Origin of the sequence: Rhizobium sophorae (assembly GCF_013087515.1) — a bacterium.
In the GTDB taxonomy this organism is placed as follows: domain Bacteria; phylum Pseudomonadota; class Alphaproteobacteria; order Rhizobiales; family Rhizobiaceae; genus Rhizobium; species Rhizobium sophorae.
Window position 1 is genome coordinate 18,398 of the sequence record NZ_JABFCN010000008.1, and the last position, 23,056, is coordinate 41,453.

A 23,056-nucleotide genomic window follows, 5' to 3' on the forward strand; every position below is an offset into this window, starting at 1 on the left:
TCAGTATGCGCCGGACAGAAGTGCCCCGGCGCCCGGCACGACTGCTTCCAGACCAAGCTTCTTGAGCATGCAGTAAGTTGTCGCCACAGCGGCGGTCAGAACCGGCTTCCCGGTCATGGCCTCGACCTTGGCAATCACCGGCAGCGACGGCATTTGCACGCAGGCCGACAGCACGATGACATCGACGTTCGACAGATCGAGGGTCTGGACAATGGCCGGGAGATTTTCCGGGTCGTGGCGGGCGACATCGAGATTATCGGGAATTTCAAGGGCCCGCCAATCCATGACCTCGAAGCCCTCTTCCCGGATGTAATTCACTACGAGTTCGGTCAGCGGTTTCATATAGGGTGCGACGACGGCAATCTTCTTTGCCTTCATCACCTTCAGCCCCTCGATCAACGCGCCGGCGCTGGTAACGACCGGAATGTTCGCGTTGTTTTCCTGAGTGCGACCCATCAGACGCTTCTCCGACTGGCGGTGATAGCCGAGGCCCATCGCCATAATCGCAACCAGGCAAGCATATCCCAGCACATCGACGCGGGCGTCGGAAAGCTCGACGGCGCATCGGTCGGATTCGGCGTCCATCGCTGCTAATTCTTCCTTGACCACTTTCTTCATCCGCATGCGGCTGGAGTGGAAGGTGAAGCGCTCGGGGCGGATAGACTGGCGCGCCGTCAACATGGCGGGAATTTCGGTCTCCATCGTTGTGTTGGAGCTCGGAACGATCTGGCCGATACGGTAATATTTCTGCACGGATGGAATCCTCTGCGTTGCAAAAGCGAGTGTCAAACATCCGGCGGTGGATAGTCGATCCGCCGCCGTTCCAATCAACGGGAGAGAAAATCCCCAAGCGCGGCAAAGAAGCCGTCGAAATCATCCCAAGGGATCATGTGCCCGGCATTGGGCACCCGGGTGATTTCCAGCGCCGGATACAGCGAGCGGGCCTCGTCCTCGTCCACGTTTTCGATCACACCTCCACGGCCGGCCACCATCAGCATCGCCGGCCGCTTGAGCTTCGGCAGATCCGGGAAGATGTCGTCCTTGTGGAAGTCCTCGAAGGCGGTGACGATGGCGGGCTCGTAGCAGGTGTGCAGCCATTCGGCGCGCAGCTTCAGCTGTTCGTCGGTCCATGTCGGGCAAAACGCCTTCATGCCTTCCGCATCGACGCCCTTCAGCGCTAGGCGGATGCTGTCGACATACCAAGGCAGCTTGCTCGGGTAGGCGCGGCGTCCGGGGCCAGAAACCGGCGGATCGATCAGCGCGAGCCTCGAAAACGCCTCGGGCGCCGCAACGGCGGCACGGATGGCGATGCGCGCGCCCATCGAATGGCCGAGTAGGGCGGGGGCAGGAAGCCCGAGCACTGTGGCGAAGCCGACCACGTCGGCGGCCATCGCGTTGAGGCCGTAATCAAGGTCAGGCCCCGTCGATGACAGGCCGCGGCCGCGCACGTCGAGCACGTAGACGTCGTAACGCTCGGCCAACCGCTCGGCGACGAAACCCCACGTGATCGCCGGGCTGGTGATGCCAGGGATCAGGATGACGGCAGGGCCTCTTCCGCCGTAGCGCAGATAGTGTTGCCGAATACCATTGGCGAAGACGTTCGCCCCGTACAATGCGCCGCCGCTCATGCTGCGGTCTCGCTCTTCAGCGGCTCGGCGTAGATGTCGTAGCCATAGACCCACGCAGGATCCTCCTGCTTGAGCAGGAAGGTGTTGGCGTTCGAAACGCTCTGGACACGCGTCGCGCGGTCGCGGCGATTAGTTTCATACAGTCCGAAGGCGGTGCGGAAATTGCTGATGCCGGTTTCCTGTAGGCAGCGGGTCAGCATGGCGGCGTCTTCGATCGCCATCGCGGCACCCTGCGCCATATGCGGTTTCATCGGATGGCAGGCATCTCCCAGCAGCACGAGGCGGCCCTTGCTCCAGAGCGGCAGTGGGTTACGGTTGAAAAGCGGCCACTTCGTCACCTCATCGGTGCTTTCGATCAGCGCCTGGATGATCGGATGATAGCCCTCGAACGCCGCCGCCATCTCGTCGCGGCTGCTGTCGACGAAGGCCGAATCGAATTCCCAGGCCGGATGCGGTACGCCGGTGACATAGTAATATTCGTCGCGGCGGGCCGTCGTGTAGTAGACCATCATGTGACGGTCCGGACCCCACCACTTGACACAATCCTCGAAGGTCAGGTCGTATTTCTTCAGCTTGTCGGACGAGATCAGGGCGCGATGGCCGACCCAGCCGCTGTAATTCGGCTTTTCTTCGCCGAGCAGCGTTTCGCGAACGCGCGAATTGATACCGTCGGCGCCGATCACGATATCGGCGCGCACTGAGGTTCCATCTTCGAATTCGATCAGTACATCGGTGCCGCTGTCGTCGAGGCGAGCCAGCTTCTTGCCGAAATGCAGGGTGCCCGGCTGCAGCGCATCGCACTGAATGGCCTGCAGGTCGCCGCGGTGAACAGTGCAATAGGTCTGGCCGTAGCCCTCGAGCGGAACCCGCGCGGTATATTCGCCGGTAATGCCGTCGCGGCTGAACCAATGGCTCGGCGTGCTGCTGATGCTAATGACCTTCTTGTCGACGCCGATGCGCTCGAAAATCTTCATGATGTTCGGCCCCATATGGATGCCGGCGCCCAGGCGCGAGAAGCTCGGCGCTTGTTCATAGACGTTGATGTCAAAACCCGCGTGCTGGAGTAGCGCACCCGCGACGGCGCCACCGAGGCCGGCGCCGATAATCGCGATCTTTTCTTTTCCGTTAGACATAGCGACCCTTCTTAGCTGTCTTTCGACGCATTGTTCCCATGATTGGAGGCTGGGCAAAATTCTAGCGCATACACTCTAAATAGCAATAGTGAGGCTTTGATTTTCATCAAAATTGCGCGGAAATTCGCTCGGCAATTGAATATGCTAGCAAAATCGCAACGGCGGAATCCGACTTGTCATTTGTCACTATAAAGCGTATACGCTTCTTAATAAAATAAAAGGGGCAATAGATGCGAAGAGTCGGTGACTGTCGCATCGTTATGGTTTGTGGGCGTCAGCGCGATGTCTGCTGCGTAGCGGTTCGGCCGATGGAAAATGGCGTGGTCTGTGTTTGGTTCTCCGGTGCGGGGGGCCCGCTTTGACACTGCCAGTTTGCTTCAGTTTGAATGTGAACGACGCCGTCGAGAGTGTCGAAGCAAGCCCGGAAACACCACTCCTCTACATCCTCAGAAACGATCTCTCTCTCAATGGCCCGAAATACGGTTGTGGGCTCGGGGAATGCGGTGCATGCGCCGTTCTCATGGACGGTCGTGCCGTCCGGTCCTGCACGGTGCCGCTCGGTGCGGTTGGCGCGCGTCGCGTAACCACGCTCGAAGGTCTCGGGACACCCGAGCATCTGCATCCGGTCCAGGCGGCCTTTATCGACGAGGCCGCGGCTCAATGCGGATATTGCCTGAACGGCATGATCATCGCCACCGCAGCCCTGCTCAATCGCAATACCGATCCCGACGAGGACACGATTCGCGAGGCGCTGCGCCATCACCTCTGCCGTTGTGGAACGCATATGGAAATACTCGCCGCGGCCAGGCGGGCCATCGCCTATGCCAAGGCCGGGCGGACGCGCCGATCCACGCCGGACGATGTCTCGCCAAAAGCCGCGAAGGAGGTCTCCCCATGACCGACCACCGCCAAATGCCGAAATCGGCCTATATGTCGGCCGCCGACACACTGCTGATCGTCAACGATGTACTGCTCGGCGATGCCGCGGAACTCTATATCGCGGTGGGCGCCGATAGCCGCGTGACCGCGCTCAACGGCCACGTCGATCTCGGGACAGGCATCCGCACTTCCCTGGCGCAAATCGTCGCCGAGGAACTCAGCGTGCCGTTCGAGCATGTGGACATGGTGCTCGGCACGACCTCCGCCGCACCCAACCAGGGCGCGACCATCGCCAGCGAAACGATCCAGATCACCGCAGTGCCGCTGCGGCAGGCCGCCGCCACCGCCCGCCATCATCTGCTGGCCAAGGCAGCCGAGAAGGTCGGCGTGCCGCTTGAGCGGCTGAGGCTGGAAGACGGCATCATCCGTGCCGACGGCGGCGAGAACTGGCAGTTGAGCTTCGGCGACATCGTCGCCGGCAGCCATGCCAGGCTGTCGATCGACAAGCACGCGGCCTTGAAACCGGCCTCGGACTACAAGCTGGTCGGTTCGTCGCGCCCGCGCGTCGATATTCCCGAGAAGGCGACGGGGCGCTGGACCTACGTGCATGATGTCCGCGTGTCCGGCATGCTGCATGGCCGCGTCATACGGCCGCCCTATGCCGGTTTCGATCACGGCGACCATGTCGGAAACAGCCTGATTTCGATCGACGAGGCATCGGTCGCGCATATTCGCGGGCTTGTCGGCGTCGTCGCCATCGGCGATTTCGTCGGCGTGGTCGCGACCCGCGAGGAAATCGCCATCGAGGCGGCGAAGAGCCTGAAGGTCGTGTGGCGCGCGCCGCCCGAGTGGCCGGATCTCAACGCGCCAGAAAAGGCGCTGCGCGCTAATCCGTCGACTGCGCGCAAGCTTGCCGATCTCGGCAATGTCGATATGGCACTGGCCAGCAGCGCCCAGGCGATGAACCGCACCTATGTCTGGCCCTACCAGATGCACGGCTCTATCGGGCCGTCCTGCGCGGTGGCCGACTACAACGAAGGCGGGCTGACGGTCTGGTCGGGGACGCAGAACCCGTTCCCGATGCGGCGCGATCTGGCGCTGCTTCTCGACATGCCCGAAGAGCTGATCCGGGTCGAGCGGTTGGAAGCCGCCGGCTGCTACGGACGCAATTGCGCCGATGACGTCACTGCGGATGCCGCCCTGCTGTCGCGCGCCGTTAAGGCGCCTGTCCGTGTCCAGCTGACGCGCGAACAGGAGCATGCCTGGGAGCCGAAGGGCGCCGCCCAGATCATGGACGTGCGCGGCGGTCTCGATCTGGAAGGCGGTCCGTCCGCCTATGATTTCGAAACCCGCTATCCCTCCAATCTGGCGCCGACCCTTCCCTTGATCCTCACCGGCAAGGTGCCGCCAGTCTCCGACGTCGTGCAGATGGGCGATCGCACCGCCATCCCGCCCTATGCCTACGGGAATCTCCGCGTCACCGTGCACGACATGCCGCCGATCGCGCGCGCCTCTTGGTTCCGCGGCGTGTCGGCGATGCCCAACACGTTTGCGCACGAATGCTATGTCGATGAACTGGCAGCCGCAGCGGGCGTCGATCCGGTCGAATACAGGCTTCGCTACCTCCACGATCCGCGCGCCGTCGATCTAGTGCGTGCGCTGGCCGAACGGGCAAACTGGGTACCGCATACGACATGGGGTACGCTCGGCGGCGAGGGCGACCTGCTCTACGGGCGAGGGTTCGCCTATGCCGTCTACATCCATGGGCCGTTTCCGGGCAAAGCCGCCGCCTGGGCCGCTTGGGTCGCCGATGTCGCGGTCAATAAGAAGACCGGCGAGATCGCGGTCACCAAAGTGACGTGCGCGCAGGATTCCGGGATGATGATCAATCCCGATGGCGTGCGCCACCAGATCCACGGCAATATCATTCAATCCACCAGCCGTGTGCTGAAGGAAAAGGTCGAATTCTCGTCGACCGCCGTGCAGTCGAAGGAGTGGGGTGGCTATCCGCTGATCACCTTTCCCGAGGTGCCTGATATCGACGTGTTAATGGTGCCGCGGCAGGACGAACCGCCGCTCGGCGTCGGAGAGTCCGCCTCCGTTCCCAGCGCCTCGGCCATTGCCAACGCCGTCTTTGACGCCACCGGTATTCGCTTCCGCGAGCTGCCGCTGACGCCGGAACTGGTGCTGGCCGCACTGAACGGCAAGACGGACGAAGCGACGGCCGCCCCGCCCTTCAAGAAGCGGAACTGGTGGAACATCGGTCTATCGGCCGTCGGTGCCGTCGCGGCTCTGTCCGGCATTGTCACCATGGCCTCGCCATGGCGCCCGGCGATCGGCACCATCCAGCGCCCGGACGCGAACGTCTACAGCGCCGCCACCATCGAGCGCGGCCGGCTGGCGGCGGCGGCCGGCGCCTGCAATGTCTGTCATGTCGGCAATGACGGCACACCCTTTGCAGGCGGACGGCGCTTCGACACGCCGTTCGGCGCCGTCTATGCCACCAACATCACCCCGGACGCGCAAAGCGGCATCGGCGCCTGGTCCTACCCGGCCTTCGAGCGGGCCATGCGCGAGGGCGTGAGCCGCGACGGCCATTATCTTTATCCCGCCCATCCCTACACCTCGTTCGCGGGCGCCGAGGATGCCGATCTTCAGGCGCTCTACGCCTACATGATGACGCAGGCGCCGGTCGCCGAAAAGGCGCCGGAGACGAAGCTCAAATTTCCCTACAGCATCCGCGCGATGATGGCGGGCTGGAACGCGCTGTTCTTGAAGGCGGAGCCGTTCAAATATGTCGAGACCCGCGATGCGCAGTGGAACAGGGGCGCCTATCTCGTCGAGACCCTGGGTCACTGTTCGGCCTGCCACACGGACCGCAATGTGCTCGGCGCGGAAAAGAGCGGCAGCGCCCGGCTTTCCGGCGGCTTTGCCGACGGCTGGGAGGCGCCGGCGCTGAATGCGTTCGCCAAGGGCCCGGTCGGCTGGACGGCCGATGCCTTCTACGACTATCTGCGCACCGGACATTCGCGCGATCACGGCAGTGCGGCCGGCCCGATGGCGCATGTCGTCGAGGTCATGCAGCCGCTGCCAGATAGCGATATCCGCGCCATGGCCACATATCTCGCAAGCCTCAACGAGCCCCCCGCCGATAGCAAGGCGCAGAGCGAGGCGGCCCTTGCCGCGAGCGAAGCGGCCAAGGCTTCCGCCGCGCGCATATCGCCGAAGGGCGAGCGGCTGTTCAACGGCGCCTGCGCCACGTGCCACACTGGAAACACGATCCTGTCGTCGTTGGCGCTCAACAGCAATCTTCATGCGGCGACCCCTGACAATATCATCCAGGCAATCCTGAACGGTATCGAGGCGCCGGCAATCCTTGCGCAGAGGACCGGCCGCCAAGCCCCGGAGGTGATGTCGATGCCGGCTTTCCGCCAGACGCTGAACGACGGCCAGATTAAGGATCTAGCCGATTATCTGAGAGCGCGCTTCGCCCCCGACAAGCCGGCCTGGACGGAAACGACCAAAGCCATGCAACGCGTAACGGCAGCAAGCCACTAGGGAGAGACGAGTTGGAGCAGATCCGAACCGGGCAGGATATCGGCCGCCGCGACTTGTTCGAGAACCCGACAGCCGCGTTTCGCCCGTCGGCCTATTGGTTCTGGCATTCAATTCCGACAGAGGATGTTTGCCACGCGCAGCTCGCCGATTTCAAACAGAAGGGGATCGGCACGATCCTGATCCAGGCCCGTCTCGCAATGTCGCGCGATGACTACCTGTCGCCGGCCTATCTGGATGCCTATCGTGTTGCGGCTGGGATTGCCGGCAAGCTGGGCCTGAAGCTCGGGATCTACGACGATTACAACTGGATGAGCGGTCACGCCGGCGGCCGGACGGTCGTGGACCGCGACGACCTGCGCGAGCGCCACCTGTTCTGGTCGTCCACGGGAGAGGCGCGGGGCGAGATCAGCGGTATCCATCCGCCGTTCACCCGGACAATGGGCCCAGATATCGTCGCGTGGCAGTATGAGGGCAGCATCGTCGAGTGGTGCCAGTGGACCGTCGAGGCAGCGCTGCTGCATCCGTCGGTCGGCATCGACAGCCTCGATCAGGTGGTCGATGTCACGGCGCGGACATCCATCATCGAAAGCGACGGAATATCCTGCACCCATGCGTTCGACGGTGTGCCCGCCGAGGGGCAGATGCTCACGGTGTTCGTCAGCGCCCGGTCGACGACCTCGCGGTTGATCAATTATCTCCTGCCAGAGGCAGCGGAGCGATTCATCGAGGTCGGGCTCGACCCGCTGGTTGAGGTGCTTGGTGATCTCGTGCCCGATCCCGTCGGCTTCGTGTTCTACGACCAGCCGGCGGCGGGTTTCTACAAGTGGAGCCAGATCTCCGGTGACCTCGGCAACAGCCTGCTCTATGCGCCGACGCTGCCGGACGTCGTGTCGCGTGGCACAGGCGAAACCTTCACCAGGGCCCTGCTGGCGCTGGTGCGTGGCGTCGGGCCTGAAACCCTGCGGCTGCGCGCCCAATTCTACGCCGCTTATTCGGCCCTGATGAACGAGGCCTTCTCCGGCACGTTGCGCCGATGGGCCGAGGGCAGGGGGATCGTACTCACTGGGCACGAAATCCTGCCGCATGTCAGTTCGTGGTCGCTGAACGGCGGTTTTACCAGCATCGACCCCAGGGTGGCGCTTGCCGTGGATTTCTTCGGCATCGATGCCTACCGGCACGAGACGGCCGTTGATTCCAACAATTTCGTGGCGCAGCTGGCGCCGAAGCTCGGCGACTCCGTTGCCCGTTCGAATGGTCGCAGCCGATGCGTCGTCGAAACTTATGCCAGCGCCGAGCGAACACCCGTGCGTGCCGCCGGGCAATGGGAACTGACCCTGGAGACGATGCGGGCGCAGGCCATCCGGCTTCACTGCCTCGGGACCCGGCAATTCCTCTGGCACGGCGTCTACCAGACGGACGGGCGCGACAACGATCCGACGCCGTTTTCCAATCCGCGTTTCGATTTCGGGCCGGGCATCAATTTCGAGCCATGGTGGAGCTACCACGATCTGTTTGCCGAGGAGACGGCGCGGATTTCCACCTTCATCGAGGGGGCCACGCCCCGCACGCCGGTTGCGATCCTTTATCCTCTTCATACAGGCTTCGCAGAAGGGCCGCGCCACAGCCATGCAACCCATATCGGCGCCTGGTGCGAAGGGCTCTTAGCAGAAGGCTGCGACTTCATGTTCGTCAGCGAGGCCGATTTGGCGACCGCTACGATCGAGAACGGCCGCCTGCGCGCGTCCGGCCTTGTTTTCGATGCTGTCGTTCTGCCGTCCGTCACCGTGCTCGAGACGACGAAGACCTTGCACACGCTCGCCGTCTTCAAGGCGGCGGGTGGTGCTGTCTGGTCTTCAGGCGAGCGGCTCTCCACCGTCTGCGATGGCGCAGCGGGGCGTGCCGTCGGCACGTCGATCCATCTCGAAGGAATGCCCGGCATAGGCGACATCACCACTCTGTTGCGGTCGCTTCGGTCACCGGGTCCAGATCTTGCCTGTCATTCTGCGGGCAGACCCTGGCAATGGGTGGGGTATGAGGCCGCTGGCTGGTGGCGGGTCGTGCTGTTCAACGATGGCGCATCGCACCTCGTCAGTGAGATTTCCTTCGGCGACGGTTTCGCGTGCGAGGTCTGGTCCGCGACGACGGGAGACGTGGGAAAGGCAACCGCCTTCAGCCACCTGACAGTCGCGCTCGCGCCCCAGGAGGTGCAATGCATTCGACTGGGCGAGACGACGCAGAAGACCACCGTGCAAGGCCATCTCGAGCACCAGCCGCTGCTTGCCGCGGCTCGTGCCATATCGCTTGTCGACGGGTGGAGCTTCGCGCCGGGCCCTGACGCGGGATTCGTGCCGATCTCGGTGGTTGCAGGGTGGGAAACGCAGGGTTTTGCCGGTTTCTCCGGTACCGGCATTTATCGGCTGGCGCTCGAAATCGGCGATGAGGCCGAATGGGTCCTCGAATTGCCCCAGGTCCACACGGTGGTCGCCGCGCTGCTCGATGGCCGGCAGATCGATCGAAGAGGCTGGCGCCCCTACCGCTTTGCTCTGGGGCGGCTGCTTCCGAGCGTCCATTCGCTGGAACTGCGCGTCGCCAACACGGCCGCAAATCGCTACTACATCAACACGCCTTATCTCGGTGACGCCGCCGACAAGAGCGGCTTGTCCGCCGCACCGAAGCTCATCCAGCTGGCAAACTGACCGGAAGTTACAGACCCATGCTACAACATTCGACGATACCCCTGACGCGTGCCTGGAACAGCTGGTCCAACCGACCGGCCGAAATGGTCTTCCTGCCGCTCGGCGTGCGGATCACACCGGTTCTCTATTCGACCCGCAGCAAGACGACCTCCGCGATCGAGCCGCGACGCGATATGGTTCGCCTCGGCCGTCACACCATCGACGGCTCGCTGATCGAGCTGGAGACCGAGCTCAGCGGCACGACGGTCGCCTTTTCTACGACGAAGACAGACCCCTTCGCCATCCGCGGCAGCTGGAACGGCAAGGTATCGGCCGAGTGGGGACTGCGATTCTGGCTGACGCTGGCAATCTCCTCAGATGGCGGCGAGGTCGTGGTCCATGACGCGGGCCGCAACATCACGCTGGTGAAGGTCGGAACGCGCTTCGTGGCGGTCGCGACCGCCGAGGCGCCGGTGCACGTCACCGGCCATGAGACGATCGACGCTCTGCGGGCCGACTTCGAGGAAAACGGTTATTTCTATACCGCCACCCGCAGGAGCGAAGCGCCGTTGATTGCCCTGCGTTTCAATCTAGAGATGATGCGCCAGGGCGCCTATGCCGCAGGCGTCGCCGACAGTGCCGAATTGGCGATCGCCAAGGCGCAGACATGCCTTGCCGCCGGCGCGCCAGCTGCGATTGCCGATGCGCAGACCGGCCTGTTCGAGGGCGCGCTCGACGCGATGCGTGACGTCGTCGCCTGGAACACCATCTGGGACGAAACCAACGCGCGTTCCTACACGGCGGTCACCCGGATCTGGAACCTAGGGAAATTCGCCGTCTGGTTCAACGACCAGATTTTCGCCGCCCTTCTTGCGGGCGTGTTCGACGCCGATCTGGCGCGCGAGAACATGGCGGCCGCGATGGCCGGCGCAACCCCGCAGGGCAACATCGCCTGCATCGTCACCTCCAACGATGCCTGGGTCGATCGAACCCAGCTGCCGTTCGGCGCACTGGTCGTCTGGCAGCTCTACCAGCGGACCGGCGAGCGGTCGATGATCCAGGCAAGTTACGAGGCGCTGGTGCGCAATCGGCGCTGGTGGCAGGACAACCGCGATCCGGACGGTTTCGGCTTGCTGTCCTGCGGCACCTCCGATGTGGGCGAGGGCCTCTACAAGGGGACGGCCTTTGCCGCGCGCAACGAGACTGGCATGGACAACTCCGCGACCCATGACGAGGCGCTCTATGATCCCATCACCCGTACGCTCTCGACCTTCGATCTGGGGCTGAACTGTGCGGCTGCTCTCGACGCCGAAATGCTGTCGAAAATGGCCGCCGTGCTCGGCAAGCATGACGATGCCCGCGAATTCACCGCTCTGGCCGAGCGTCACCGGACGCTGATCTCGCAGACGCTCTGGGACGAGAGCCGCGGCATCTTCGCCAATCGCCAGCGGCGCGGCGGTTTCGTGCGCTCGCTGTCGCCGACCAGCTTCTACCCGCTGCTGTGCGGCGCCGCGACGCCGGCGCAGGCGGAGCGTTTGCTCGAGCATTTGAGCGACGAGACGACCTTCGGCGGTGATTTCGTGCTGCCGAACGCAACGCGAGACGATCCGGCCTTCGCCGACAACGTGTACTGGCGCGGCCGCATCTGGCCGAACGTCAACTATATGGTCTGGCTCGGCCTGCGGCGCTACGGCTTCGTGGCGGCGGCGAGCAAGCTGGCAAGCCAGAGCTACGACCTGTTCATGAAGAATTGGCGCGCGGATCGTATCGCCTCCGAAAACTACAATGCCGTCACCGGCGAGGCGATGGACCAAGGCGATACCGATCCATTCTACATCTGGGCCGCCATGCTACCGCTGATGGCTGCCAGTGAGATTGTTGACTTCGATCCGTGGACCGGATGGACGATGCGCCATGCCGGCCGGGATGTGGTGCTCGGACCTATGGTCTCGCCGTCGGGAACGCTCGAGCTGGTCGTCAAGTCCGGAACCCTGGTGATGACATTGAACGGGCGCGCAGCACTGAAGACAGATCTGCACACTACGCTGTCGCGCATCGTCTTCGTCAACGGGCGGGTGGCGTGCACGATTGCTCCGGTCTCCGAGGCAGGTTTCATCGAGTTGCCAGGCTTGGCATTGGGCGATGTTCTTGCCGCCCGTATCAACGGGCAGGACATCAACTATGTGTCGGGCGGCGACGGAATACGCGTCATGATTGCTGAATACGCGGAAGATCGCCGGCTCGACGTCTATTTTTCATCGTCAAGCGCTCCCTAAAGCAAGGCGGCGCTTGACAGGTCTCCATTCCTCACAGATAGTTTGTGTACATATAAATAAAAGACTGATGCTAAAGTCAGAGGGTTGAACGAACAGCTTGCAGGAGGTCCATTGATTCATGCCGGCCGCTCAGTGAAGTGATGTGCTATTCTTACAGAAGTGGTGTGCCGCTGCGTCGCAGCGCGCGCTTCATTTCGCCGAGACGTCAGCGCTCCACGGACAATGCCCATCTGCTTTTAGTATGCATACAAATGATTAAGCGCGCTTTGGCACGTTGTTGTTTTCAAGCTAGCCGATCCGTTGAGGTCGATGACCGCGGGTCATGATGGTCCATAACTGTGTATCTTCAAGAGGGGTGCCACAATGACTGAACTCACCAGACGCAACACAATGAAGTTGATGTCCGCAGCGCTGATTGCTGGCGTCGGCATCTCCACCTTGCCGCGCAAAGCCTTTTCGGCCGGATCCATCACGGTCCTCAACTGGCAGGGCTACGGCACCGACGAAGCCTGGTCGCTGAAGGCTTTCACCGAAAAGACGGGCATCACGGTCGTTCACGACTACTACAGCTCGGAATCGGAAATGTTGACCAAGCTGCGCACCAATCCGGGTGCTTATGATCTTGTTGTCCTCAACGCCGCGCGTTGCGCCCAGGCGATTGCCGAAGACCTGCTGCAGCCGATCGATTTCAGCAAGGTTCCAAACGTTTCAACAGTCGACGAGACCCTTCGCGCCAACCCGAACTTCAGCAAGGACGGCAAGGGCTATGCCGTTCCGTGGGTCTGGGGCATGACCTCACTTGCCATCCGCGAGGGCATGACGGTTCCCGACAGCTACGCTGTTCTCGCCGATCCGGCCTATAAGGGCCGCGTTGCCATGGATGACGACGCCATCATCAACGTCGGTGTCGGCGCACTGATGAGCGGGCAGGACATCAACGATCCCAAGGATCTGGCTGCTGTTACGGCCGCGCTGAAGTCGATCAAGCCGAACGTCAAGTTGCTGTGGTCGACGGAAGACCAGTGGAACAAGTCGTTTGCCGCCAAGGAATTCGACCTGTCGCTGTTCTGGTCGGGCGGTTCGGTTCGCTCCAAGCGCGTTTCCAAACTTCCGGTTCAGTTCGTAGTGCCTAAGGAAGGCGGCGTCGGTTGGGTCGATGGTCTCGGTGTTCCGACATCGGCTCCGAATCCAGAAGGTGCTCTTGCCTTCGTCAACTGGATGATCGATCCGACATTCTATGTCGAATGGGCAACCAAGATCGGGGCGCCCGCCTCGTCGAATTCGGCAGCCCTTTCAGCACTTCCTGCCGACGATCTCACCCGCCTGGTACACAAGGCCGAATATTTGAAGACGACGTCCTTTGTCTCGGGCATTCCCGACGACCGGCGCGAAGCCTTCAACAATGTCTGGCAGGAAGTGAAAGCCTTCTATGCTGAATGATCGTCTGATATCAGCGTCAGAGCGCGGACCTTCGGGTCCGCGCAGCCGGCGCCCGCTCCCGCCATGGGTTTCGACGACGGCGCTGCTGCTGCCGACCTATGCGTGGCTGACGCTCGCCGTTTTCCTGCCGCTGCTGACCATGTTCGTGTTCAGCTTCATGTCCGCGACACCGATGGGCAAAGCCCCGATCGTCTTCACGCTCAAGCAGTACCGCGCGTTCATCGATCAACCCTATCTGGTCGGGATCGGCATTACGTCGCTGCTGATCGGCTTCTGGACGACGCTGTCCTGCGCCGTGCTTGGTTTCCTGGCGGCCGTGGCTTTGGTTCGCTCGACCTTCGGCAAGACCCGCGAGATGTTGTTGATCCTCATTCTCTTACCGTTCTGGACCAACGGTCTCGTACGTGTCTTTTCGTGGACCATGGTGCTTCGCGAAAACGGTTTTCTCGACAGTCTGCTGCATATGATTGCTCCGGACGCGGGTTCCATCGGCTTTCTCTACACGCGCTATGCCGTGGTGGTTGGTCTTGTTCACGGCTACCTGCCGTACATGATCCTGACCTGCTACATAGCGCTGGTGGCCATCGACGACGCGATCGTTGAGGCTGCTTCAAGCCTCGGCGCGCGCTGGTGGACCATCCTGTTCAAGATTTTGATGCCGCTTGCGGCTCCGGGACTGATCTCCGGCGCCGTTTTGATCTTCATTCCGGTCATCGGTTCATTCATGGAACCGCGCATTCTGGGCGGTCGTGTCGGCGTGACCATGGGAACGGTGATCGAGGATCAGTTCACCCAGGCCTTCAACTGGCCTTTGGGCGCATCGTTGTCCTTTACGCTGCTGGCAGTCGTGCTCGCAATTTTCGCCACCTTCTCCGGTGTCCTGCGCCGTGGAACGGTCGCTTGAGGAAGGGATCATGAAAACGCTCGGTCCAATCTATCTCATCGCCATTCTCATCTTCCTCTACACGCCCATTCTCGTGATGATGGCGATGGGGTTCAACGCTTCGCCACTTTACGAACTGCCATTCCATTTCTCGCTGCAATGGTACGACGCGCTCTGGGACAACAGCATCCTTCTGACGGCGGGTCTGAACAGCCTGGTGATCGCGAGTATCACCGCGGTTCTGGCGACGGCTTTGGGGACCATGGCGTCCGTCGCGCTGTCGCGCCGGACCTTTCGCGGCATAAGTCTCCTGCAACTCATGCTGCTGCCGCCGATTGCCATTCCCTGGCTGATCACCGGCACAGCCATGCTGATCTTCTTCTATTGGACCGGTATCGGGCGCGGTATGCATGCCCTGTTGATCGGCCACGTCGCGCTTGCCATCCCCTACGTTGTTCTGGTCGTCGGCACGGGCTTCAAGACAATCCGCGCCGACCTCGAAGAAGCCGCGATGAGCCTTGGTTCGACACCGGTTCACGCCTTCTTCTCGGTGACGCTACCTCTGCTTTATCCGAGCATCCTTGGCGCCGCGCTCTTCGCCTTCGCCGTGTCGCTCGACCAGTTCGTGATTTCCTACTTCCTCGCAACGCCCGGCTACACCACGCTGCCGGTGCAGATCTACTCCTCAATCCGCAAGGGCTTTACCCCTGAAATCAATGCGATCTCGACGGTGCTTCTGCTCGGTTCGATGACGATCATCCTGATTTTTGCGCGCTTCGCCAAGCCCGGAGACACAAGTGACAAACGTTAAAGTCAATTCCGTCGCAAAGACCTACGGCACCACGCCGGTCCTGTCCGATATCACCACCGAGTTCCCCGAAGGCTCCTTCACCAGCCTTCTCGGCCCATCCGGTTCCGGCAAGACCACGTTGCTGCGCATCATCGCGGGCTTCATCAAGCCCGACCAAGGCGTCGTCACGATCGGCAACAACGATGTCACCGACATCCCGGTCTGGGGTCGTAACATCGGCATGATGTTCCAGTCCTACGCGCTGTTCCCGCACATGACGATTGCCCAGAACGTCGCCTTCGGTCTCGAACGCCGGGGCATCAAGGGTACGTCCGCCCGCAAGGAAGTCGATCGCGCTCTTGAGATCGTGCATCTGCCTGGCTTTGCCGATCGCATGCCCAAGCAGCTGTCGGGTGGTCAGCAGCAGCGCGTCGCCCTGGCCCGCGCCATGGTCATCAAGCCGAGCGTGCTGCTCCTCGACGAGCCGCTGTCGGCGCTCGATCGCCGCCTTCGCCAGGAAATGCAGGTCGAACTGTTGCGCATCCAGCGCGAAAGCGGCCTGACGACGATCTTCGTCACCCACGACCAGGAGGAGGCGTTGACGCTGTCTGACAAGGTTGCGATCCTCGACAGGGGCCGTATTGTTCAGATCGGCGAGCCGGAAACCGTCTACGAACGGCCGCTGACGCGCTTTGCCGCCGAATTCCTCGGCGATTCCAACTTCCTCACCGGGACGGTGGAGAACGGCGCCGTGCGTCTCGCCGATGGAACGATGGTCAGGACCACAGGCACGTTGCCATCAAGCGGCTCGAACGTCACGCTCGCGGTGCGCCCGGAGAAGATGTCGATCGCATCGGGTCCGACGGATGGCAACAGCCTGACGGCGCGCATCACCACCGTCATCTACGCAGGTCCCGTGCTCTCCTATCTGCTGGAGACGGCAGACGGTCTGCCGCTGAAGCTGTTTGCCCAGAACCGCGATGGCAAGGTCCTGAGCGATGGCGACGCCATCACCCTAACTTGGGCCGCGGAACACACCGTCCCGGTGGCCGACTGATGATAGCACCGGCGCCACTCTCCAGGAATGCGCTGCATGTGGTCATCGACATGCAGCGCCTCTTCGCTGAGGAAACGGCGTGGCATACGCCAGCAATTGCCGGCATTCTTCCCAATGTGGTGGCGCTCAGCAAAGCGCAGCCCGCTGAGACTGTCTTTGCTCGCTTCATGGTGCCCCAAAGTGCCGAAAATGCCACGGGTCGCTGGAGGACCTACTATCGTCGCTGGTCATCGGTAACGCTGGATGAGCTCGATGTCGCCATGCTGGATCTGGTGGCGCCGCTTTCGGCGATCGCCGGTCCAGGGTCTATCGTGGATAAGGAAACCTACTCGGTCTTCGGCTCGGCCGGTTTTTTAGAGCGGTTGCAAGGATCGGCAACGGACACGCTGATTTTCTCGGGCGTCGAGACCGACGTCTGCGTTTACGCCAGCGTTCTCGATGCGGTCGACGCCGGCTACCGGGTCATTCTGGCCAAGGATGCGGTGGCAAGCGGCGACATGAAGGCACATGCCATGGCCATCGAGATCCTGGCGCCAAGGCTTTCGGAGCAGATTGAAATCCTAACGACAGAAGCCATTCTAAATTTACGGCGAGAGTGAATTCGGCAGCGCCATTGCCGGGCATCACGAGGAACAGGCAAATTTGAGAGATCCGATGGACGTTCCGTTCAAAGAAAAAGCCGGCAGACAAAAGACCGCAGCGACCGAGGCGCAGGGCCAGCAGGTACAGTATACGCTTGGCGAGCAGATCGGCTTCTACCTGCGCCAGGCCAACCAGCGGCACGTGGCGATCTTTGCGAGCCTGATGGCGGAAAAGCTGACCACCACCCAGTGGGCGGCGCTCGTCAGGCTGAAGGACCTGCAGCCCTGCTCGCAGGGCAACCTCGGCCGGGAGACCGCCATGGATATGGCGACCATCAAGGGCGTCGTCGACCGTCTTGTAAAACGTGGGCTGGTGCACACCGCACCCGACGCCACCGACGCGCGCCGGCTGGTGCTGACGCTGACGCCGGAAGGCGAGGCGACAGTGGCCCGCAACCTGTCGGTCGCACTGCAGATCTCGCAGGAAACGCTGAGCACGCTGACGCTTGCTGAGCGGATGATGCTGATGGAGCTCCTGCAGAAGATCTGTTGATAAGAGACCACGACTGTTTCTACAAATCGAGAGAATACTATGTTTCAGCCCAGCGAAGACGAAATCAAGTCGCTTGTCGGCCAGATGACGGTTGCCGAAAAGGTTGATCTTCTGAGCGGACGCGGGCTGTGGAAGACCGCATCGATCCCACGGCTCGGTATTCCATCGATTGTCATGACCGATGGTGCCCATGGCGTTCGCTACTCCACAACCCAGATCGACGCCGGCGACAATGACGAAGACAGCCTCCAGGCGTTTCTGGCGGTTGTCGGCCAACAGGCCGATGCATCAGGCGGCATGTTCGGCACGACACGTCCTGCAACCTGCTTTCCAAACGGCAATCTGCTTGGCTGTTCCTGGGACGTCGATCTGGCCTACCGCATGGGTGAGGCGCTGGCGGCGGAATGCCAGGGTTTTGGCGTTCATCTCCTGCTTGGGCCAGGCATTAATATCCGCCGCACGCCGCTTGCCGGCCGCGCCTATGAATACTACTCCGAGGACCCCCTCATCAGCGGGGACATTGCCGCAGCCGTCATCTCGGGCCTACAGGACAATGGCGTCGGCGCCTCGTTGAAACATTTTGCCTGCAACAATTCCGAGATCGAACGGACAACGACCAGCTCCGATGTCGACGAACGGGCTCTTCGCGAAATCTATCTGGCGGGCTTCGAACGGGTGATCGGAAAGAGCGCGCCCTGGACTGTGATGAGCGCTTACAACCGGTTGAACGGCATCCAGGCAGCAGAACATCACTGGTTGCTCAGCACGGTGTTGCGCGAGGAATGGGGCTATGACGGGCTGGTCGTCTCCGATTGGCACGCGATTAAGGACCGTGGCGCGGCGCTCGCTGCCGGGACTGATCTCGACATGCCGGAAAGCCAGCCACGCAAGGCCCGCCTGCGGGCGGCGATCGAGGCGGGTGATGTGGCGCCCGAGGTGGTCGATGCCGCCTGCGCTAAGGTTCTGGCGTTCGTGCGCAAATGCAAGATGCATGAGCGGCGCGACACGGTCGCCGATCTCGACCGGCACCACGCTCTGTCGCGGGAGATTGCAGCGGAATCGATCGTCTTGCTGCGCAACGAAGGCAGGACGTTGCCGCTTGATCCGAATAGCACCGGCCGGCTCCTCGTCGTTGGTGATGGCGCTACCGTCCCCGTGATCCAAGGTTCCGGTTCGGCCACGACCAATCCCTATCGCGTCGACAGCCCCTTCGTACAGATTGCCGCGCGGGCAGGCACTGACTTCGAGGTGCAGCATCTGCCATTCCCCTCTGCCGCAGAGGTCAATATGCAGGCGTTGATCGAGGCGACCGTAGAGGCGGCGTCTTCTGCCGATTTCACAGTGGTGTTTGCGGAAAACGAGAAGAGCCGGCACGGCGAGGGCAACGACCGCGACACACTGAAGCTGGCCGCCAGCCACGACGCCCTCCTTCATGCGCTGGCTGCATCCGGTTGCAAGGTTATCGTCGTGCTCTCCATGCCGGATACCGTCGAAATGCCGTGGCTCCAGGATGTCGATGCTGTGCTTGCCGCGTTCTACGCCGGGCAGGGCGGCGGCGAAGCGATTGCCCGCGTTCTGTTTGGCGAGCAGAACCCCTGCGGCAAACTCTCTGCCAGCATGCCCGTGCGGATGCATGACATTCCCGGCTGGCACACCTATCCCGGTGAACATGGACGCCATCTATATAGCGAGGGTGTTTTCGTCGGCTATCGCTTCTACGATCTCAAGGCAATCGCCCCGGCGTTTCCCCTCGGGCACGGTCTCAGCTACACGACCTTCAGCTATGAGAATCTCTGGATCGACATACAGGAAGTCGCTCCGGGCGTCGCCTGTACCGCGAGCGTTACTATCCGCAACTCCGGATCTGTCGCGGGTAAGGAGACCGTTCAACTCTACATTCGTCCGGTAAAACCCGGCATAAAACGGCCGATCCGTGAACTCAAAGCCTTCCGCAAACTGTATCTGGAGCCCGGCGAGGCGAAGATGGTACCCCTTACCCTCGTTGAGCGGGACTTCCAGTACTTCGACGCCGTCCGCTCCGCATGGGTGCTGGATGCGGAGGCTTTCGTCATAGAAGTGGGTGCATCATCACGTGATATCCTTCTGGAGGCCATTTTACCATGCCGGCCGGAACGTCCAGTACTGCCCGTGCTTTTGCCCAACTCTCCAGCGGCGCTGGTATTTGCCCACCCGAAGGCCGAGGCCGCTCTGGTTGACTTCTTTGTCGCCACACTTTCGATCTCCAGTGCGGAAGCCACGGCGCTTCTCGCGAAGACAAATGACTCCTTCCTCGGCTTTTATGACACCCTGAGCTGGTACGTCGGCGATAGCGTCAGGGAGACGGATATCGCCCGGGTCTTCGCGAGCTTGAACGACACTTGCGTAGAAGATTTGCTGGAATGACAACTGCATCACATCCAAACGATCCGCTATTGACGGCCGAGACATGGATAGATGAAAGTCGCGCCGTTGCCATCGCAACGGTCATCGAAACCTGGGGCTCGGCTCCACGTCCGGTTGGCAGCCATCTGGTCGTCGACGCAGATGGCAATTTCGAAGGCTCGGTTTCCGGCGGCTGTGTCGAAGGTGCGGTCGTCACGGCCGCGCTCGATGTGATTGCCGGTGGCACGGCGCAGATGCTAGAGTTCGGCGTCACGGACGAGACCGCCTGGCGCCTTGGACTGTCCTGTGGCGGGCGTATCCGCATTTATGTCGAAAGGCTCGACTGATGCAGCTTGCCAGCCTGCAACGTCTAAACGCTGCGCGCCGCAAACGGATCGCTGCGATTCTGCTGGCTGATCTTGACAGTCATACCGAACGCATCGTTCTAGAGGGTGATCCGCTTGACGGGCCGATCGCAGATCTGATCGAAGATGCCTTTCGCTCCGGCCGCTCGATGGCGTTCGATGCAACCGAGGGCAGAGGGTTCCTGAACGTCTATTTACCTTCGCCGCGTATCGCGATTATCGGCGCCGTGCACATTGGCCAGTATCTGACGCAGTTAGCAGGGCTTGCCGGTTTCGATGTGCGCATCATCGATCCGCGCACGGCCTTTGCGACTAGCGAACGTTTCCCTGGTGTGCCGGTCTCCACCGACTGGCCTGCCGATGCTTTTCTGCTCGATCCACTCGACCGTTACACGGCCTTGGTTGCACTCACCCACGATCCGAAGATCGATGATCTTCCACTGGCGGAGGCGTTGCGGACGGGCTGCTTCTACATCGGCGCGCTCGGTAGCAGAAAGACGCATGCTGCGAGGACCGACCGGCTTGCGTTGGAAGGTTTCACCCCCGATGCGCTTTCCGCCATTCATGCTCCGATCGGGCTCGATATCGGGGCTTCCAATCCGGCCGAGATCGCCGTGGCGATATTGGGCGAAGTCATTCAAGCACTGCGGTCACGCCCTCTTTCGATACCTGGGGATGGAGCACGATGAAATTCGGTCAGTTATCCATCGACGACGCTAACCGGCGTGTGCTTGCTCATTCGCTGAGATTGGCCGAAGGCATTTTTTCGAAAGGCCATGTTCTGAAAGACTGCGACCTCGCGCGGCAGCCTGCGCATTCTGGCGGGTGAGAGTCCCGATGAAGATGATATATTCGAATGGGTGCCGGGCGCCCGCTGATGGAGATCCAGACGCGGCCGATGCCATGTCAGACCTTCGAGGAGAAGTCGCGGTGAAGCCAACAGTGGCGATCGTGCTTCTGGCTGCTGGTATGGCGACGCGCATGGGCCCGAACGGCGGCCACAAGCTGCTGGCCGAGTTTGACGGGATGCCGCTCGTCCGCCGTTCGGCGTTGACTGCGAGCAATAGTCATGCCGAATCCGTCACTGTGGTCGTCGGCCATCGCCAGGACGACATCCGCAAGGCGCTCTGCGATCTGCAATTGAACGTCGTCGCAAATCCGGACTATGCGTCCGGGTTGGCAAGCTCCCTGGTGATAGGCTTTGTCGCTGCCGAGGCGAATGGTGTTGACGGTGTCCTCGTCATGCTGGCGGACATGCCGGGTGTAACCAGCAGCGATCTCAACCGGTTGATTACGGTCTTTCAAGGTGGCAAGGGTGCGTCGATCGTTCGTGCCGTCTCGCAGGGCAAGCCCGGAAATCCCGTTATCCTGCCGCGGTCGCTGAGCGATGCCGTTCTGCGGCTGAAGGGCGACATCGGCGCACGCGACTTGATCAAAGCCTCCGGGCTGTTGGTGATTGAGGTTGAGATTGGCGACGCGGCGCAGATCGACGTCGACACGCCCGAGGCCATCATCGCGGCCGGGGGCGTTCCTGCGGAAGGCTGACGCGACACCATTTCGCAGATGTTCTCATCCACAGCCACAGTTCCATAATATGCTTGCGCCTCAAAAGCTTAGATTTCGCAGCAGCTTAGGATGGCTGTCGCGCAGAAAATACGTGAGTCGCTGGTTCGTTACCTGAGCACTAAACGGGCAGACCCCGGCTCAGTCGTACCGATTGACAACGATTGCTCCGAGTCTTTCTCGCAACACCTGAGCGGGAACTGTAATCTTGGACGGATTTGGCTGGATTAGAGCGATTCAGTTACGGTATCCGTAGGACTGCGAAGCGATTTGCGCGAGCCGGACAGCTAGAGACAGCACGTCCGCATCTCCTAAAGCAGGACCTTGATGAACGCGGATATGATAGCCGCCTGGGCGGTGGAAAATGGATTCCATGCGATCGATTCCGGGAATTATCGTCGCCATGACAATGCAGGCGTGATCACGATCGAGATAAAGAGGATGTCGTTCCTCCTTATCGATGAGAGGCAAGGATTGCGACCGCGCCTCATATCGCGGTTGTTCAAAGACATATCCCTCACAAGCGGGAGCGGCCGCTTGCAGGGTCTTCTTCTTGACCGCAATCCAACTCGTTGAGCGCTGACGCTATCACCGCAGCCCAGCCAATTCAGGGTGGTGGATCGTGGCTGACGCCGATGAGCAGCGTCGCAAACGTTTAGCACTTTCAATATTTCTTCTTGCGAACGATCTTGTTGCCGCGGGGTCCGCTCACGACCGGTGTTCGGTCGCGGTTTTCTGCAAGCACGTTCCGCCAGCGTTCCAGGCGATCGGCCACCAGAGCGCCGCTTGCGACAGCTGCATGAACCGCGCATCCCGGTTCATGGGCATGGGTGCAATCGCGAAAGCGGCAAAGCGGCGCCAGTTCGGTTATTTCAGCAAAGAGGGTATCTATGCCGTCGGCAACATCGCTCACGTAAAGCGTTCTTATTCCCGGTGTATCGATGACCCAGCCGCCGCCTGCAATTGCATGCATAGATCGCGCCGTGGTTGTGTGTCGGCCCTGCGCGTCATATTCGCGGATGGTGCCTGTTTTTTGCTTTGCGTCAGATTCAGGCCCAGTCATGGTATTCACCAGCGTTGATTTTCCGACACCAGAGGATCCCACCAGAGCAACCGTCTGGCCAATGCCGCACCAGGGCCTTAACAGGGAAACGGAGTCCGCGGAGCGCCCATTCAAAGCAATGACAGGCAGGTCACGCTGCAACGCCTCGGCTTGGGCCTGGAACATGCCAGCATCTTCCGCGGTGTCAGCTTTCGTCAGTACAATCACCGGATTGCTCCCGGCCTGGTTGA

The 23,056-nt window shown here is 61.5% G+C and carries 19 protein-coding genes; 15 read left to right on the plus strand and 4 right to left on the minus strand.

Annotated elements, in window-relative coordinates:
* From G9X64_RS04540 to G9X64_RS04550, 3 genes are all read right to left on the minus strand, one after another.
* Positions 1 to 753 (minus strand): maleate cis-trans isomerase family protein, encoded by a 753-nt coding sequence (locus G9X64_RS04540; RefSeq protein WP_312864025.1) that lies wholly within the window; start codon positions 751 to 753, stop codon positions 1 to 3.
* Between the two features lie 74 nt (positions 754 to 827).
* Positions 828 to 1,628, minus strand: a complete 801-nt coding sequence (locus G9X64_RS04545) for an alpha/beta fold hydrolase (RefSeq protein WP_168317734.1) — start codon at positions 1,626 to 1,628, stop codon at positions 828 to 830.
* Entirely contained in the window at positions 1,625 to 2,761 is a 1,137-nt protein-coding gene (locus G9X64_RS04550) for an FAD-dependent monooxygenase (protein ID WP_171376026.1), read from the minus strand. Before G9X64_RS04550 ends, G9X64_RS04545 begins: the two co-directional genes overlap by 4 nt.
* 358 nt (positions 2,762 to 3,119) lie before the next feature.
* Here G9X64_RS04550 and G9X64_RS04555 point away from each other — a divergent pair, with 358 nt between their 5' ends.
* The 15 genes from G9X64_RS04555 (at position 3,120) to G9X64_RS04625 (ending at position 22,339) form a co-directional block, all read left to right on the plus strand.
* A complete protein-coding gene (locus G9X64_RS04555; protein ID WP_246270898.1) occupies positions 3,120 to 3,659 on the plus strand; it encodes a (2Fe-2S)-binding protein in 540 nt (179 codons plus the stop codon).
* Entirely contained in the window at positions 3,656 to 7,198 is a 3,543-nt protein-coding gene (locus G9X64_RS04560; protein WP_171376027.1) for a molybdopterin cofactor-binding domain-containing protein, read from the plus strand. The genes G9X64_RS04555 and G9X64_RS04560 overlap by 4 nt, the downstream gene beginning before the upstream one ends.
* Positions 7,199 to 7,209: 11 nt before the next feature.
* Positions 7,210 to 9,894: a carbohydrate-binding protein gene (locus G9X64_RS04565; protein ID WP_171376028.1), complete on the plus strand. Its 2,685-nt coding sequence runs from the start codon at positions 7,210 to 7,212 to the stop codon at positions 9,892 to 9,894.
* Between the two features lie 17 nt (positions 9,895 to 9,911).
* Positions 9,912 to 12,149 (plus strand): MGH1-like glycoside hydrolase domain-containing protein, encoded by a 2,238-nt coding sequence (locus tag G9X64_RS04570; RefSeq protein ID WP_171376029.1) that lies wholly within the window; start codon positions 9,912 to 9,914, stop codon positions 12,147 to 12,149.
* 363 nt (positions 12,150 to 12,512) lie between these two features.
* Positions 12,513 to 13,589, plus strand: a complete 1,077-nt coding sequence (locus G9X64_RS04575; protein ID WP_171376030.1) for an ABC transporter substrate-binding protein — start codon at positions 12,513 to 12,515, stop codon at positions 13,587 to 13,589.
* Entirely contained in the window at positions 13,579 to 14,493 is a 915-nt protein-coding gene (locus G9X64_RS04580) for an ABC transporter permease (protein WP_171376031.1), read from the plus strand. The genes G9X64_RS04575 and G9X64_RS04580 overlap by 11 nt, the downstream gene beginning before the upstream one ends.
* A 10-nt stretch (positions 14,494 to 14,503) precedes the next feature.
* Positions 14,504 to 15,283, plus strand: a complete 780-nt coding sequence (locus G9X64_RS04585; protein WP_171376032.1) for an ABC transporter permease — start codon at positions 14,504 to 14,506, stop codon at positions 15,281 to 15,283.
* Positions 15,270 to 16,319: an ABC transporter ATP-binding protein gene (locus G9X64_RS04590; protein WP_171376033.1), complete on the plus strand. Its 1,050-nt coding sequence runs from the start codon at positions 15,270 to 15,272 to the stop codon at positions 16,317 to 16,319. The genes G9X64_RS04585 and G9X64_RS04590 overlap by 14 nt, the downstream gene beginning before the upstream one ends.
* A complete protein-coding gene (locus G9X64_RS04595) occupies positions 16,319 to 16,918 on the plus strand; it encodes a cysteine hydrolase family protein (protein ID WP_168313148.1) in 600 nt (199 codons plus the stop codon). Before G9X64_RS04590 ends, G9X64_RS04595 begins: the two co-directional genes overlap by 1 nt.
* Before the next feature lie 55 nt (positions 16,919 to 16,973).
* Complete coding sequence (locus tag G9X64_RS04600; protein ID WP_168313147.1) at positions 16,974 to 17,453, plus strand: MarR family winged helix-turn-helix transcriptional regulator; 480 nt, start codon at positions 16,974 to 16,976, stop codon at positions 17,451 to 17,453.
* A 39-nt stretch (positions 17,454 to 17,492) separates the two neighbouring features.
* On the plus strand, positions 17,493 to 19,856 hold the full coding sequence (locus tag G9X64_RS04605) for a beta-glucosidase family protein (protein ID WP_168317727.1): 2,364 nt from the start codon (positions 17,493 to 17,495) through the stop codon (positions 19,854 to 19,856).
* Entirely contained in the window at positions 19,853 to 20,182 is a 330-nt protein-coding gene (locus tag G9X64_RS04610; protein ID WP_168313145.1) for an XdhC family protein, read from the plus strand. Before G9X64_RS04605 ends, G9X64_RS04610 begins: the two co-directional genes overlap by 4 nt.
* A complete protein-coding gene (locus G9X64_RS04615; protein WP_168313144.1) occupies positions 20,182 to 20,889 on the plus strand; it encodes an XdhC family protein in 708 nt (235 codons plus the stop codon). Before G9X64_RS04610 ends, G9X64_RS04615 begins: the two co-directional genes overlap by 1 nt.
* 214 nt (positions 20,890 to 21,103) lie before the next feature.
* Positions 21,104 to 21,745, plus strand: a complete 642-nt coding sequence (locus G9X64_RS04620) for a nucleotidyltransferase family protein (RefSeq protein ID WP_171376034.1) — start codon at positions 21,104 to 21,106, stop codon at positions 21,743 to 21,745.
* A 345-nt stretch (positions 21,746 to 22,090) separates the two neighbouring features.
* The gene (locus G9X64_RS04625; protein ID WP_168315925.1) at positions 22,091 to 22,339 is read left to right on the plus strand and encodes a hypothetical protein; all 249 of its coding nucleotides are present in this window, start codon (positions 22,091 to 22,093) and stop codon (positions 22,337 to 22,339) included.
* A gap of 88 nt (positions 22,340 to 22,427) precedes the next feature.
* Here G9X64_RS04625 and rsgA read toward each other — a convergent pair.
* The coding region (gene rsgA / locus G9X64_RS04630) for a ribosome small subunit-dependent GTPase A (RefSeq protein ID WP_171376035.1) at positions 22,428 to 23,056 on the minus strand (629 nt) is incomplete at its 5' end.

Bases quoted from the DNA above. Each gene is read 5' to 3' on its own strand.
- G9X64_RS04545 (WP_168317734.1), bottom strand. From the start codon at position 1,628: ATGAGCGGCGGCGCATTGTACGGGGCGAACGTCTTCGCCAATGGTATT.
- G9X64_RS04550 (WP_171376026.1), bottom strand. From the start codon at position 2,761: ATGTCTAACGGAAAAGAAAAGATCGCGATTATCGGCGCCGGCCTCGGT.
- G9X64_RS04560 (WP_171376027.1), top strand. From the start codon at position 3,656: ATGACCGACCACCGCCAAATGCCGAAATCGGCCTATATGTCGGCCGCC.
- G9X64_RS04570 (WP_171376029.1), top strand. From the start codon at position 9,912: ATGCTACAACATTCGACGATACCCCTGACGCGTGCCTGGAACAGCTGG.
- G9X64_RS04575 (WP_171376030.1), top strand. From the start codon at position 12,513: ATGACTGAACTCACCAGACGCAACACAATGAAGTTGATGTCCGCAGCG.
- G9X64_RS04580 (WP_171376031.1), top strand. From the start codon at position 13,579: ATGCTGAATGATCGTCTGATATCAGCGTCAGAGCGCGGACCTTCGGGT.
- G9X64_RS04585 (WP_171376032.1), top strand. From the start codon at position 14,504: ATGAAAACGCTCGGTCCAATCTATCTCATCGCCATTCTCATCTTCCTC.
- G9X64_RS04595 (WP_168313148.1), top strand. From the start codon at position 16,319: ATGATAGCACCGGCGCCACTCTCCAGGAATGCGCTGCATGTGGTCATC.
- G9X64_RS04600 (WP_168313147.1), top strand. From the start codon at position 16,974: ATGGACGTTCCGTTCAAAGAAAAAGCCGGCAGACAAAAGACCGCAGCG.
- G9X64_RS04605 (WP_168317727.1), top strand. From the start codon at position 17,493: ATGTTTCAGCCCAGCGAAGACGAAATCAAGTCGCTTGTCGGCCAGATG.
- G9X64_RS04610 (WP_168313145.1), top strand. From the start codon at position 19,853: ATGACAACTGCATCACATCCAAACGATCCGCTATTGACGGCCGAGACA.
- G9X64_RS04615 (WP_168313144.1), top strand. From the start codon at position 20,182: ATGCAGCTTGCCAGCCTGCAACGTCTAAACGCTGCGCGCCGCAAACGG.
- G9X64_RS04620 (WP_171376034.1), top strand. From the start codon at position 21,104: ATGTCAGACCTTCGAGGAGAAGTCGCGGTGAAGCCAACAGTGGCGATC.
- G9X64_RS04625 (WP_168315925.1), top strand. From the start codon at position 22,091: ATGAACGCGGATATGATAGCCGCCTGGGCGGTGGAAAATGGATTCCAT.